Here is a 13,350-nt window from a genome sequence, read left to right on the forward strand (position 1 = left end):
AAGCCCGATCATCTTGGCGGATTGGCGGGCTCATTCCGTATTATACTAAACACTTCGACGCCTCGGTCGTATTTCGTGATTAGTATTGTCGTACTAAGTATACAACTTTACGATTGTAAATGGAAGTTGCGGCGGACATATATTTATGTTATGTGTGTATCTGCGTGTAAATATGCAAGACCACATCGAAATAATAAAATGAACTAGGCCCGGCTATTGACGGAATTATCTCCGTTAGTAGCCGGGCTTTTTTCGATTACAGTATGTTTCTCAAGGTTTAACGTTGTCTTCGCTCTTCTCACTTACGCCGAGATAAGACTTCAGACCGTCTTGTAATATTCGCGAGAAGTTAACGTTATTCTCTACGGCCAATTCATCGAGCCACTTCGGAATGGTCAGCGTCTTTTTAACGGCTTTCTGCTTCATTTCGTCGCGGAACGGCGGCATCCAGACTTCAACTAGGACGACCGTTTGGTTATTGGATGTATTGACGTCAACCGCGCGTGAAGCACTAGGGATATCGTCGTTATCCGATTCCATTCCGTAAAGGTGCAGCGCCATGCATTCGCGAGCCATACGTAACGCCTCTTCGTCATCGTCGCCGCAAGTAAATGCGCCTGGCAGGTCGGGAAATTCCACGGAAATTCCGTCGTCGGCATAATCGAAAATGGCCGGATAGATATACCGATCTTTACGTGTGTTATTCTCTAACAACTTCAAATCACTTCCTCGCTTACAATTGTAAATTTCAAATCGGAGCTATCTATGTTAAAACGTTCTGTAGAGAAGGGGGCTACAAGAGCCCCGCTTGCTTTAGAATGCTTTTTACTGTCTTCACTGGTAATTCTTTATTCGGGTGTGGTATCGTTACTTTTCCAAGCTTCGTTGGATGCTTGAATTGCCAATGGCTGCCTGCCGTATGTACGTGATACCAACCGTCTGCTTCAATCTGTTTAATTATTGTCCTTGATGATTGTCCCCGTTGCTTCATCGCGTCCCTCCTTATGTATATAATAACACGTACAATAACACGTGTCAATATTTAATACGTACTTTTATACGTATAAAATTATGAATACATTATAACCGTGTGTTGTAGTTTTCTGTACGCTGAAAATAAGAAAGAAACCCCGCGATGTTTTAACGTCTATTTCGCTGGGTTTCGAATATGTATGAACCTAATTTCTGTTATCGTGATTACAAAACGCACACTTTTCACCGATATACTTCGGGTAGTTGCACCAAAAGCAGTATTCAACCTTGCGCGGCCCAATATCCGGAATTTTCTTCGCAATCTCTGGATGATTAAAGAAAAAGTTCAAGTCTGCGGCGTACTCAACGTAATATTCGGGCGACCCTCCGGAGGCTATATACGCAGCCATTTCCTCGTTCTTTGTTCCGTCTAATGCGGCGGAAATAGCGGCATCATAACGCGCGACCGTTTCTAGCGCGTCTGACTCCGTATATTGGTACTTGTTAACGAGATAGTACGCGATAGCCTCCGCGTTTAAGTAGAAGTCGTTAATCATCCGGGCACCTCCGTTATCGAGTAACCATTCGGTTATTCCCGCAAACAATGTCGGCATTCCTTCACCGTATGCTTTATGTTCACTTTCGCAGCTTCCCGTGCAGCCGCTAGCGTATCAAATAACGTCCAGCCTCCGTCAGAGGATCGTTTCTTACGGCCTTGCATATGATGGCAATCAGCGGAGTGAATCGTATTAGTTTTCGTTACGATATCGACGTTCAGCCAGTACATACGTTAGCCCCATATCATCTTTTTAATAGGCTCTGTAACTACGTCGAGAAGTATGTCTCGGAATGCGACTCCGATATGTTCTTCGGCTTTCGCGACGATTTTCTTAAAGCGCAGAGCGGCGACCTGGGAACGTGGCGTGTCTCGAACTAGATCGTTCAAGGACGTTGTAAGTATTTTTCTATCTTCGTCACTCAATTCTTCAAATAATTCGGCCAGTTCTTCAGCGGCTTTGAGACGTTCAGCGATCCACGGAAACGCTTGTCCGCAATGAATACAAAACGAAGGGGAATTGTACTTCCCGTAAGAAGGTATACCATTATAGATTGCTGAACCACGTATATCCTTGTGGCATGATACACATTTCGTTATAGTCTCTCTTCCACAATCACGGCAGTAGTCAACAAATAAGTGGTTGTTTCCATTAATCTTCGAACTATTCACATGTCCATTAAGACAAATTTGCGCAACGTCGTATACTACGGTCTGATTCATATTGCTGCCCCCATATTACTAGAATGCTTATTCTATATTCTTCAATTTGTAATCTTGAACGTTAACCAAAAAGTAACGTTATGACGAGTTTACCATTTGATAGGAGATTTTACTACGGTGGAAATAAAAATAGACGCGTCCCTTATAGAGACGCTTAGAATAAACTTTCTAATTTCTCGTAGAATCGACGCAGGCCCTTCGTCGATAGCGTTAGGAGGGTGGGAATTGAAGTCGTTATTTCACGAAAAGAAAAACCGCCCAACCTCGGAGGGCTGGCGGTTTTACGTTTTGTCGTTATTGCTAATTTTTGAAATTTTTATATAACCTTCGTCATCTCTTACGTACCTACCAGGTACGGTCACAGATACCCCTTTTTGAGGTAAATTTCTTTCTTGTTTACTTGAATCGTCCGTTAAGCCGAGAAGGTAATCTGAGGTAACATCAAAGAATATTGCCAATGCCTTTAGTTGCTCCGAGTCGAGTTTTGAGACTTCGCCTTCGATTCTCTGGATTTGACGTGCTGTTGTATACCCCATCAGAAAGGCAAGGTCCGCTTGTGTTAACCCCATATCTTCCCGTAACTTTTTTACTCTTGGGCCTATCGATGCCATCTTAATCATTACCCCTCAAAAAATAAGGTTGACACGACATAAAATGTCATGTAGTATTGAGTCACGACATAAAATGTCGCGATATCGAATTACGCTTCATAGTTTTATTGTATCACATCAAGCAACTAATAACCATTACTACGGAAAACGCGAACGAGAGTTCCGGACAAATTACTGCTTGATCAACGTCACACTTACTATTAACGATATTGGAGGTATCTCTATATGAAATCCGCTAATAACCGTCAGTACCGTCTCCGCTTCGTAATCATCGCTAACATCGCCCGCGTTACGATCCTTAACTCCGAAAACTGGACGTGTTTCCTCGCACAGCCTCGCTTTTTCCGGTCCGTGACCGGAGTCGATAGCCGCAAAGTTCTCGGGACCGTCCGGGTTTCGAGTGATCAACTCGCCTCATTAACGGGTATGAAAGGAGGTGCCACGGATGATGCTCGCAATTGGATCGTCTCCTAAGCGTTATTACGGTCAAACTCGCAAAGGATGGGGCCGCCTGCTTGCGTACGCCTTGGGCGCGCTATTCTCTGAATTCGTGAAGGGGGCGCTCGGCCGATGACAATTACGTACCATATTGATGTCATTAACGCGGCAACCGGCGAAGTTGACCGGACTATTTCGCTTGACCCGCCATGTATTGGTTACTGCTGGTCCCGCCGCCGCAACATATACGAGGTAACGCTGATTACGCGTTGGTCTGGTTTCTATGGGCAGCGACCGACGGTGTATGTAAGCAAGGAAAGGCTCCGTCAATTCCTACCGTCAAGATTCGATAAGCTGTGCGGCTGCGTACCGATAAAACGCGAAGACGTCCAGCGGCCCGGATTTCGGAAGGAGGATAAACGCGATGCGAGTTAAGCGCGATTACTGCAACGATTGCGGGCGGAAAGTTGATTTCCGTTACCTTCGCCACGATCGCCATTCCATTTATGCGCGTTGTACGGAATGCGGTGCCCATTTCGATCTTATCTATATGCCGGACAAGCTTCGGGCGTTCAAGCCGTGCCTTAGTCTGCGGATGGCGTTCTACTTGCGCGCCGTCAATCGTTACAACGGAGCCCGATTTGACCTACTCTGCGGCAGGCCCGTAAAGGTTCCGCCAACTTCCCGGCCTGACCGGCTACTCCGTTACAAAATGACGTTAAATACCAGGTTCGAAGACGAGAGGAGGCACGCTACATGGAGTTGAAACGCGTTACTTACATCGCCGGTCCATTCGACGGCCGTTACGTTCAACACGATGCAATACTGATTAACTCGCTCAACCTCATGCACATCGACATTGAAGGTACGCTCTGGATCGAGTCCTGCCGCGCGGTTGACGGCTGCCCTGGCTTATACACGGCTGGTGGCTATGGCGGCTACATACTCGCGCAGAACGTGGAACGCGGCGATATCGTCATCCATGAGCTTGCCGCCAAACTGACGGAAATGACCGCTCTCGACTTTCTGACGCAAAAGCTGATGCAATCCGGCTGCGACTTCGAGCTGGAGTTGGTTAAGTATCACTTTGACTAAACGACCGCCTGACGAGTTTCGCCCTTTGCGGAGGCGAACGAAACAAGGGGCACACCCTTGTCGCGGTAACCCGCTACGAGCTGACGTTGCAACGTTGGCCTTAACCATAGATTGCACATTGATATTTGAATATTCTTCGGACCAGTTGGCGACATGTCTATACGTTTGAATATTTATATTCAGCGTTATTTGTCATGCCATGCAGCGGTTCAATAAGCGCCCGAATGTCGGTACTAACTGTTAGCCGGGCGTCTTTTTAACCAAAGGGAGGTTACGACAAAAGTGGATCAGCAAATTTTAAACGACGCATACTTTCGGTTCAAATCGGACCCGACGGCCGCACACTTCGAGGAGCTATACGCATTAGCACAGCCATACTATAAAAGGCACCGAGGGAAGATTCGCGGGTACTCAGGGTTTGATGATACTGACGCACTCACTGGCTTTGATAATTCGATGTTCGAACTATGCTACAGGGATGTCGTCTACATGAATTTCGAAAGGGCTCTTAATGGCCGGCTGAAATACCGACGGCTCGATTTATTGCGGGAAGGGTATAGGCTGCGAAAGTCTGAATCGTTCGATGCTCTACTCGAAGCGTCTGCGGAAGATGGGGCGTTACTCCCGAGAGCGGCGCGAAGCGATTTCGACTTAGAGGGAGAAGCCCTGCAAAAGACAGAAGTCGACCAGCGCCAACTGGTCGACTTCCTTGCGGGTAATATCAATGACCTGGACCCCATTACCGCGTTAATCGTAACTGAGTTCTCGAAGTACAAGTCCGTTAACGCGCTCGCTAAAGCGCTAGGACTGCACCACGAGGATGTTAAGCGGAAACTACGCAGGTTGTCTCGCAGATACGACGCTAATCGTTTCGGAGATTATTGCGACTACCTTGCCGTTTAGCATTTTTATTATATCACAGTTTGGAGGAGGCGTTTCTAGCGTCTTCTCCGTTTCTTATACCAATTAATACGAACATATGTGCCTGCGGGTTTCAATGTTTATTTTGCGGAAATTTGTGCAACCCAACCCACCACAGCGACTATGTTGAGGACAAGTGTGCGAAACGAGCTGCGGCCGTGGTTATATACGTAGGCACATGCACAAGGTGGGCGTGACTCACATACCAAAACGAAGAGGAGACGGTGAATATGAATATTCAAAAAACGGTACGCGAAGAGGTTGCGAAAAGGGTAGCGCTGCGGGAACGCCTGGAACGTGACGAGACGTTGACTCCGGAAGAGTGGGTAGTGGCGAAAGAGGTCGATTGGATCGAGGTTGGTACGAAGTATCGGGAGGAACGCGAACGTAGGTTTTTGAGTCTGGCAGAAGTCGCGGGCACTATCGGAGTATCACCGAGTACACTTCGCCGTTTTGAATCCGGCCAGCCTGTACAACGCGCGAACATGATTGAACGCGGATATAGGAATTGTTTCGTCATTAAAGAGATGGACAAGCGTGTATGGCGGTTGTTTTGGGCGCTCGACGAGACTATCGGGGTCGACAAGGCGGAGCGCATCTTCAAGGGCGAGACTTATGAACAAGTTAACGTTTCCGCGGTAAGGGCCGACGTTATGACGTTGCCGGATCGTACCGAGCGCCATTACGACGATGCGCTCGGTATACTCAGCCTTTATCTGCGTGTCTACGACCGTACCGACGAGTTCCGCGATTTCCTCGAAGAAGCCGATGTTTTTAAAGCCGACGGATCAACCGTTGACAACGAAGTGTTTGACTATTTGCGTAAAGAAGTGGTCGAAGTCGCGGAGGGAATAACAACGCATCCGGAACAGGAAGCGGCCGAGACCGGAAGTAACGTCGTATCGTTTGCGGAAGCGAGGGCGGCCCGGAGATAACAGGGCTTTTCGCTTGTGCGGACAGCAACGCACGGTGCCTGCATAGACGTGTTCTTTTACTGCCTATCTCGTTACTTTGTAGAATTAAACCTATTACCTGTCAAATCGTACACGAAGTCACGGGGAAATTTCCTGCGCGAAGACATCATTTTACCTAATCTCAAACCTATACGTATTGAAAATAGTTTTTATTCAACCCACCATTTTACCCCTTTAGCTACCTATGCGTTATGAAGAATTTTTTTGAATAGTGTTTTTTTCGCCATTTCAAACCTATGCGTATTGAGCCCCATTGAAAATAATTATTTTTGCTCCCGTATATTTTGGTTCGTTTGTCACCTATACGTTATGAGGAAAACTTTTAGGCGGCCTTTACTTTTGCTCTCACAGCTACCCCTAAGTTATGAAAAGAAATTTATAAGTGACCTTGTATTTTACCCCTTTAGTTACCCTTATGTAATAAGGAGAGGAAAACGCTGCTGACTCGGCCGGTCGGTAGTGTTTCTTTTTATTTTCCCTTTTAGTTCCCAAATTAGAACCGAAGAGGAGGCTCGAAAATGTCAATCGTTAACGAAAGAAACATCGCCCACATCCGAGCAGTCTATCGACTGTCCTGCGCTGAATTTGGCGCGTTAATGGGCGTATCCGGCCGATTCGTATCCTATATCGAGAGAGGAGAAAAGAACCTACCGAGGGATCGCGCCGAGCAATTGGTAAGAGAACTCTCATTAACGCCAAGCAAGTTGGAACGCCTTTTCACGCATTACGAGGAAACGAAACTAGGGCAGAAGGGGACGCGAAATGAAAAATCATAACTACTTTTTCTGTTACGACAGGTCATTGAGCTACCGGTTACGTGGAACTTACGGACTGGACTGGATCACCGAAGCACTGCATCCGCAAACGGGCCGTAAGTTTTGGCTATTCGAGAGAACGGGCGAGCTAGATGCGGTACTGTCTTCTATTAAACAGAGCCGGTAGGGGAGGCGTAAGCAATTGAAACACTATGCAGAGGCGGCCGAAGTAAACCGCTTATTCGATCTTTACATCATTCAGCACTATCACTACCTGCTACAGCTTCCAGGCGGTCGCTACATTACAATGAATGATCGTAGTAAACCAATCCGACGGTACATGCTTGATAATCACCTCGCAGGCAAGGCAACGCTCGGAACGTTCGCGGCTGGATTCCTGACGAAGTTCATCACGTTTGACGTCGACTACCAAGACGGCGAGGTCGCGCGCTGGATAACGTATAAACTTGCTGCGGAGCTTGACGCTTGCGGCGTAGGCTATGCGATATCTTATTCCGGCAGCAAGGGGTACCATGTTGACGTATTCCTCGACAAAGCAATCGGGAACGATACGGCGGCGCGCTTTTTTGACTTCATTACAAAGGCGGCGGACGTCACTGAAGTTGAAGGCGGAGAGGTAGAGTTTAGGCCGGCGTCATCACAGGGCGTTAAATTACCGCTCGGAGTCCACCAAAAAACCGGCAATTATTGCGGGTTTTGTACGGTTGAAAGCGGCTTGTCTGTAATGGGAAAGTCGGAGTCGGAAGCTTACCTATTGACGATAAAGAAGACGCGGCACGAGTTTGTTCTCGACTTAATTGCGGAGGAAGCACCGGCATATGAAGTAAAAGATGCGGTTGAAATGGAAAACGCAGTTGCCCGGCATAAGCCTCTCGAAACGTACGATCAATCCGAAAGCTACACGCTGAAGAGAGCAGCAGACCGCTACGAAACGGGGCTAACGGGCCTAGGGCAGCGGCATAAGTCATTTCTATTGCTTGCCCGGTTTATGAATCATCACGGCGTCGATAGAGAAGAAGCGCACGAGAGCATTGCGGAATGGTTTGCCTGGCAGGACACGCGGTTCTACTCTTCGAGCTTAGACGAGTGTCTGCGCGATCTTGGCGAATGCGTTGAGTACGTTTATGACAACGACCTCACGCTTACCGTAGAGCAACGAGATTTGACTGTTTCAATGGCCGAGATTGACGCTATAATCCGGACCTGTCCGCAGAAGAACCACAAGGCTCTAGCTTACGCGATGTTGGTACACGCGAAGCGATGGGCGGGCACCGGCGGCGCGTTCTACATGACATACCAGCAAATGGGCGAAGCGGCCGGAATTGATTGGAGAACCGCGTTTAGACAGGTTGAGCGACTAGAAAAGTTAGGCGTTATTCAGGTTGTCAACCGAAACCGTAAACAAGTAGGAACATTCATCAAGCGTCCAAATGTTTACCGTCTGACGTTAGCGGTCGAGGACGGTGTTGATTCTGGCGGGGTTGTTTTAATTGAAGGCAGCGGTGGGGGTTTTGGCGCGATAGCTCGGCAGTTTTATACGGATGAACAACTCCGAAAAATGCTACCCCGCAGGCAGTACGAAAGCCTTATCGGGGCTTAGCTTTAAGCGTCGTACAGTCGGACGTTAAACGGCAGGGCTCGAAAGGGCAGCGGAACAAAACGAAGTCAATCGTTACGCGAACGGTTGCAACGAGGACGATGCAAATGATCGTTGAAGTAAGGCACGAAGACGGATTTACCTACGTGACGTACGCGGAGGGTAAACGGCCGCTAAAGATCGCCGTGTATGACGTTGCCGGCGACTTTTCCCGATACGACAATCTATTCCGCATGATATCTGAGATTACGCGTATTGCGAATGCGCCGGAACACATTAAGAAAATGGAACCGCCGAATTATTACGCGCTGGTCGAGCGGCTGGCAACGATGGTATGCAAGACATTTTCGCCTACTACTAATTGGGGCGTGACTAAACCGGAGGTCCGCGGCGTCGTGGTATTTACGTTGCTAGCCGGGATTAAGGCCGGGCATTGGCCGGACGAGTACCATACGGGACCGGGCTTCTTCGTCCAAGATAGCGGGGACGGGTATGAATAACGCACAAGCAGACGCGCGCCGGCTATGCGGATACCTTCGGCCGGACCGGACATGCGCGATTATGGAGGCGTTGGCGACTGAAACCAATTCGAGATGTAAATATTGGCGGGAGCAGCCGGAGCAATGTCGGTATCTTGAGAAGCATTTAATGAAGAGGCGGTGACGTCATGTTATTTGTGTCCGCAATCATTCCGATTGAGTACCATCGTAAGCGTGTCGTTATCTGTGATACCAAGTCGGACTTAGTCGGCGAAATGATTTACGGTGACTCGGTTACGGACGGGGTTATCCGCTGGCGGGCTCCGCTAGTGTACAAAGAAAATAAACGGAGGAAACGAAATGTTTAATGAATCGAAAGTATGGTTCGAAGGTGCAGGCGCAGACAGGGCGGAACTGGAATCGCGTATCGGACCATCAATTGCGATCAGCCCGCGCCGACCAGCAAAGGAGCGCCCTAAACAGGAGTACTTACCGGTCAACCCGTCGAAGCACGTCGGCAAGGTTACGGGATTTGTCCGCGATAAGGGGTTTGGCTTCATCGACGGCCGCCTATTCTTTCACGTTGCCGAATTGATCGACGGCAATAAGGCGCATGTACGTAAAGGCGCGACAGTGGCATACGAAGAAGGCGTCGACAAACGATCGAGCCGCGAAAAGGCGGTCGACGTGCAGCTCGTTAAACCTACTGAAAATTAATATTCAACGAAAAAGGAGAAGCGAAATATGGAAAAGACAATTGAAGAAAAGCTCGATTCACTTACGCAGCAAGTGGCGGAACTGGTAGAGCAAAGCAAGCAGCCGCAGCCGACGGAACGCGATAAAGTAACGCAGCAGCTTGCGGATGCTAAGTCCCGTAAGGACATTGGCGCTGTTATATCGTTATCAAATAAACTGGTGGGGATGGCGGAATAATGCAGCATTCGCTATACATTGGGGCCGCGTCTGACGATAGACGAACGGCCTATTCGTGGCTCCTCGTTAATAGCGACGGCGTTGCCGCGTCCGATATTTATTTGACGCAAGGTGAACGAAAATTCGACGAAAACTACGGTAGCCATATCGCTTTGCAGCGGGCACTTCGAGCGGTGGCCCGGCAAGAAGGCGTAATTCAACTTCGCCTGGTAATGGACGAAACGGTTTCGGACGCAATCGGCTACGAACTAATCGACGTATTGGCCCAGGCTCCGTTGTACCCAACGTTATGTAGAACAACAAAACGAATCATGCGGAGGTTCGATAAGTGCGAGCTGGCAACGTTCAAGCGCGATGAAACAGATGCTACGCCGCAAGAGATATCCGTAGTTGATGACGCAATAGACGCGTTGGAGCAAGCGGCCACGCTGCCGGGAACATTCCGGTATTGGCGCGATTGCCTGTTACGGCCAAACAAAATTATACGATAAGGGGAACGATTGAATGAGAGAGAAGACCGGGTTCACGATGCCAAAGCGAGTAACAGACGCGGTTGAGGAGTACCAGAAATACAAGGCAGCCGGTGAAGCGGCTTCTGAACGAGTACGGTCACGTAACGCTGAGTTGGCGGTAGAATTGGCGGCTGCTGAACAGGAACTTGACGCGGCGATTGACCGGGCGATTATGGAGCCGACGCCAGCGAATGAGCAGAAGGAAACGGAAGCCCGACGCAAGGTTGCGGAGCTACGTATGACCACAGCCAGCGGCGACGAGCGAGCTTCACGCGCGTTTCAGGTCGGAGCCGGTAGGGTGTCGGAGCTTCGGATCGAGGCGGCGCGAATCGGGAAAGAAGAGGCTGAACGCCATTTCAACGATAATATCGGGCAAGTAAAACAGGCGATTGCAGATGCCAAGTACGCGTACTTAAAAGCGCTAACGGATTACCGGAAGCTTGAGCGCGAAGCTGGGTCAATTTGGAATTACGGCAGCGACGGTGCTGACTCGACGTCTCATGTAACACGGCAAGTCGGCGGCAATCCGCACTTTAGAGGCGAGGTCGTATTTACCAATACATGGGGCGCGCCTCTTCACGGTATTTGGCTAGACGAAATTGACAATGCGTATAAGTACGGAAGTATTCTTGCTCGAAGTGTCGGGAAAGAACGCGAAATAATCGGTTAAAAAGTGTGAAGCTGACGGGCTCATGCCTGTCGGCTTCTTTTTCATTTCAAAGGGGGATAATGCATGATTGAAGAAAGAGAGAAAGAAGACGATGTATTGCCGGAGGAAGATTTCCCAACAAGCTGGGAAGACGATAGAACCGACGAGGAACGTTTCCGCGACGAAATGCGTCGGAAGATTTACACGGGAGGGCTGTAATTGACGGACAAATTTCGTAGCCGACTCGAACTTCATTCCGTCATCAACGGAGTATCGGCCCGGCAGGTTCTCGCGGCGGCATCCGAGGTGCGGGTCAAGGAAACGCTAAACGGTCAGTATATGGTAACGTTTACTTATCCTCGGCTGCCGGACGACAAGGAACGCTATGACGCTCTGGTCGAGGAAAACGAAGTCCGGTTCCCTGACGGTATTGAGCGAGGGCAGCATTTTGTGATAAAGAGCGTCAACGAGGAGCGCCGCGGCCTCCGGGTTTACAAGCACGTCGAAGCGCATCATGTTGCGTTCAAACTTGGTCAATACTTCCTCGATGATTATATCGACTTTGCTGCCGCCCAGCCGCCGGAATCGTTGCTCGCCATGATTGGGAATGATACGCCGTATACGATGATGATCGAGGGAAGCTTTACGCCGCAGGACGTATTCGAGTTTGGCGAGAAGCGGAAGCACGATTTGTTATCCGAGGTTAAGACACTCTATAACGGCGACCTGACGTACGACAACTATGCAATCAAGCTGACAACGCGAGCCGGCGCGAATCATGGCGTAGAAATCCGCTATCGAAAGAACCTTGCCGGCATTACGCGGAAATCGCAATCTATGGAGCGCGTGACCCGGTTATACGGTTATGGTAAAAACGGGCTCACAATCGAGGGACATGCCGGCCATACCGTGAAATATATCGACAGCCCGTACTTTGACCCGGACAACCCGTTGATGGAGCGAATCGACTTTCCGGAGATTGAGGACCAAGCCGCGTTACTTGACGCCATGCAGCGGCATTTAAAGACGGTCGAACTGCCGAAGGTCGCGTATGAGATCGACTTTATCGAAATGGAGAAGGTGAACGCCGAGTTTAGAGCGGAGGCTATTCGGGACATTGGTGATACCGTCACTGTTATTGATGAGTCGATGGGATACCGTTTCGATGCGCGAGTAACGGATTACGAACGTTACCCGTTCGAGCCGAAACGCGGCCGGATCGTATTAGCGAACTTCCGCGAATTAACTACCGGCGATTACCTATTTCGGGCCACGGTCGCCAGCCGGAAAGCAATGGTATACACGTCGGAAAATGCCGTCCTCAAAGGGCAGAAATACGACGACTCCATTACGCTTGTTGACGGCCTGGGGATGCGAGTGAGCGACGATCATGACCGAACTATGCTACGTTTTGGCCAGACGGGGCCAGGCGAATATGGAATGGCGATGTATAACAAGGCCGGCGCGCGCACTATATGGCAGGACGCTAGTACGGGGAACGCGTATTTCAGCGGAACATTGCAGGCCGCTAACGGAAGCTTTACCGGCTCGATTACGGCGTTGTCCGGCACGATTGGCGGCTGGTCGATTAATACCGGAAGTTTATCGGGCACCGGGCAGATACTCGGCGGGAGCATTATTGGTTCATTTATTTCCGGGGGAAGTGTAATTGGTGCTTACTTCGCTACGTCAACGTCGTACCCGCGTGTCGAAGCATCAAATACATTACAACTATTCCGGGCAAGTGCGTCAGTTACAAACTTTGCGGAAATTGCTTCGTCTGGACCGTCGTTAGCACCGGAATTTCACGCTACAAATGGGATACGTCGTGTCAGACTAGGCGTCTCTGTCGGTGGAGCGTACGCAGATTCGGGATTGTACTCTCAAGGGGATTTTGAGATAGCAGCACCTTCAACGTACTTTACCGGTAGTTTGTATGTGCCTACATGGAATCACCTAAGTACGGCAATCGGCGAGCAGACGTTGGCGCAGGCTCTAGCGTCAAAAGCAGATAAGTCCGGCGTTTTTGGTTCGATTAACGTTGGAACGGCAACCTTGCATATTTCTAACGGTGTTATAACAGCCATAACTTAACCCGATATATTGCGTATAAC

At 49.3% G+C, this 13,350-nt stretch carries 21 protein-coding genes; 14 read left to right on the forward strand and 7 right to left on the reverse strand.

Annotated features, from left to right (window positions below; translation table 11 throughout):
• Window positions 1-270 precede the first annotated feature (270 nt).
• The 7 genes from ACX93W_RS12455 to ACX93W_RS12485 all read right to left on the reverse strand — a co-directional run bounded on the left by ACX93W_RS12455 (window position 271) and on the right by ACX93W_RS12485 (window position 3,270).
• Window positions 271-720 carry a type II toxin-antitoxin system HicB family antitoxin gene (locus ACX93W_RS12455; protein WP_459392697.1) on the reverse strand — a complete coding sequence of 150 codons (450 nt, stop codon included), beginning with the start codon at window positions 718-720 and terminating at the stop codon, window positions 271-273.
• Window positions 721-793: 73 nt separating this feature from the next.
• Window positions 794-991, reverse strand: coding sequence for a type II toxin-antitoxin system HicA family toxin (locus tag ACX93W_RS12460; RefSeq protein WP_459392698.1), 198 nt, complete (start codon window positions 989-991; stop codon window positions 794-796).
• Window positions 992-1,178: 187 nt separating this feature from the next.
• Window positions 1,179-1,529, reverse strand: a complete 351-nt coding sequence (locus ACX93W_RS12465) for a hypothetical protein (RefSeq protein WP_459392699.1) — start codon at window positions 1,527-1,529, stop codon at window positions 1,179-1,181.
• Between the two features lie 32 nt (window positions 1,530-1,561).
• On the reverse strand, window positions 1,562-1,759 hold the full coding sequence (locus ACX93W_RS12470) for a hypothetical protein (RefSeq protein WP_459392700.1): 198 nt from the start codon (window positions 1,757-1,759) through the stop codon (window positions 1,562-1,564).
• A 3-nt stretch (window positions 1,760-1,762) separates the two neighbouring features.
• On the reverse strand, window positions 1,763-2,251 hold the full coding sequence (locus ACX93W_RS12475; RefSeq protein WP_459392701.1) for a DUF2321 domain-containing protein: 489 nt from the start codon (window positions 2,249-2,251) through the stop codon (window positions 1,763-1,765).
• A gap of 281 nt (window positions 2,252-2,532) precedes the next feature.
• Window positions 2,533-2,862, reverse strand: a complete 330-nt coding sequence (locus ACX93W_RS12480; protein WP_459392702.1) for a helix-turn-helix domain-containing protein — start codon at window positions 2,860-2,862, stop codon at window positions 2,533-2,535.
• Window positions 2,863-3,033: 171 nt separating this feature from the next.
• On the reverse strand, window positions 3,034-3,270 hold the full coding sequence (locus ACX93W_RS12485) for a hypothetical protein (protein WP_459392703.1): 237 nt from the start codon (window positions 3,268-3,270) through the stop codon (window positions 3,034-3,036).
• 37 nt (window positions 3,271-3,307) lie between these two features.
• Here ACX93W_RS12485 and ACX93W_RS12490 point away from each other — a divergent pair, with 37 nt between their 5' ends.
• From ACX93W_RS12490 to ACX93W_RS12555, 14 genes are all read left to right on the forward strand, one after another.
• Complete coding sequence (locus ACX93W_RS12490; RefSeq protein ID WP_459392704.1) at window positions 3,308-3,436, forward strand: hypothetical protein; 129 nt, start codon at window positions 3,308-3,310, stop codon at window positions 3,434-3,436.
• The gene (locus tag ACX93W_RS12495) at window positions 3,433-3,735 is read left to right on the forward strand and encodes a hypothetical protein (RefSeq protein ID WP_459392705.1); all 303 of its coding nucleotides are present in this window, start codon (window positions 3,433-3,435) and stop codon (window positions 3,733-3,735) included. The genes ACX93W_RS12490 and ACX93W_RS12495 overlap by 4 nt, the downstream gene beginning before the upstream one ends.
• A gap of 327 nt (window positions 3,736-4,062) precedes the next feature.
• Window positions 4,063-4,395, forward strand: a complete 333-nt coding sequence (locus ACX93W_RS12500) for a hypothetical protein (RefSeq protein WP_459392706.1) — start codon at window positions 4,063-4,065, stop codon at window positions 4,393-4,395.
• Between the two features lie 456 nt (window positions 4,396-4,851).
• Window positions 4,852-5,298: a hypothetical protein gene (locus tag ACX93W_RS12505; RefSeq protein ID WP_459392707.1), complete on the forward strand. Its 447-nt coding sequence runs from the start codon at window positions 4,852-4,854 to the stop codon at window positions 5,296-5,298.
• 248 nt (window positions 5,299-5,546) lie between these two features.
• Window positions 5,547-6,251 carry a helix-turn-helix domain-containing protein gene (locus ACX93W_RS12510; protein WP_459392708.1) on the forward strand — a complete coding sequence of 235 codons (705 nt, stop codon included), beginning with the start codon at window positions 5,547-5,549 and terminating at the stop codon, window positions 6,249-6,251.
• Window positions 6,252-6,808: 557 nt separating this feature from the next.
• Window positions 6,809-7,066, forward strand: a complete 258-nt coding sequence (locus tag ACX93W_RS12515) for a helix-turn-helix domain-containing protein (RefSeq protein WP_459392709.1) — start codon at window positions 6,809-6,811, stop codon at window positions 7,064-7,066.
• Between the two features lie 181 nt (window positions 7,067-7,247).
• Entirely contained in the window at window positions 7,248-8,666 is a 1,419-nt protein-coding gene (locus ACX93W_RS12520; protein ID WP_459392710.1) for a hypothetical protein, read from the forward strand.
• A gap of 104 nt (window positions 8,667-8,770) precedes the next feature.
• Window positions 8,771-9,163, forward strand: a complete 393-nt coding sequence (locus ACX93W_RS12525; RefSeq protein ID WP_459392711.1) for a hypothetical protein — start codon at window positions 8,771-8,773, stop codon at window positions 9,161-9,163.
• Window positions 9,164-9,502: 339 nt separating this feature from the next.
• Window positions 9,503-9,859, forward strand: coding sequence for a cold shock domain-containing protein (locus ACX93W_RS12530; RefSeq protein ID WP_459392712.1), 357 nt, complete (start codon window positions 9,503-9,505; stop codon window positions 9,857-9,859).
• A 27-nt stretch (window positions 9,860-9,886) separates the two neighbouring features.
• Window positions 9,887-10,075 (forward strand): hypothetical protein, encoded by a 189-nt coding sequence (locus ACX93W_RS12535; RefSeq protein WP_459392713.1) that lies wholly within the window; start codon window positions 9,887-9,889, stop codon window positions 10,073-10,075.
• Window positions 10,075-10,566 carry a hypothetical protein gene (locus tag ACX93W_RS12540; RefSeq protein WP_459392714.1) on the forward strand — a complete coding sequence of 164 codons (492 nt, stop codon included), beginning with the start codon at window positions 10,075-10,077 and terminating at the stop codon, window positions 10,564-10,566. The genes ACX93W_RS12535 and ACX93W_RS12540 overlap by 1 nt, the downstream gene beginning before the upstream one ends.
• Window positions 10,567-10,579: 13 nt before the next feature.
• A complete protein-coding gene (locus ACX93W_RS12545; protein WP_459392715.1) occupies window positions 10,580-11,257 on the forward strand; it encodes a hypothetical protein in 678 nt (225 codons plus the stop codon).
• Between the two features lie 63 nt (window positions 11,258-11,320).
• Window positions 11,321-11,455: a hypothetical protein gene (locus ACX93W_RS12550; protein ID WP_459392716.1), complete on the forward strand. Its 135-nt coding sequence runs from the start codon at window positions 11,321-11,323 to the stop codon at window positions 11,453-11,455.
• The gene (locus tag ACX93W_RS12555) at window positions 11,456-13,330 is read left to right on the forward strand and encodes a phage tail spike protein (protein WP_459392717.1); all 1,875 of its coding nucleotides are present in this window, start codon (window positions 11,456-11,458) and stop codon (window positions 13,328-13,330) included.
• Window positions 13,331-13,350 lie beyond the last annotated feature (20 nt).

This window comes from Paenibacillus sp. CAU 1782 (genome assembly GCF_054551715.1).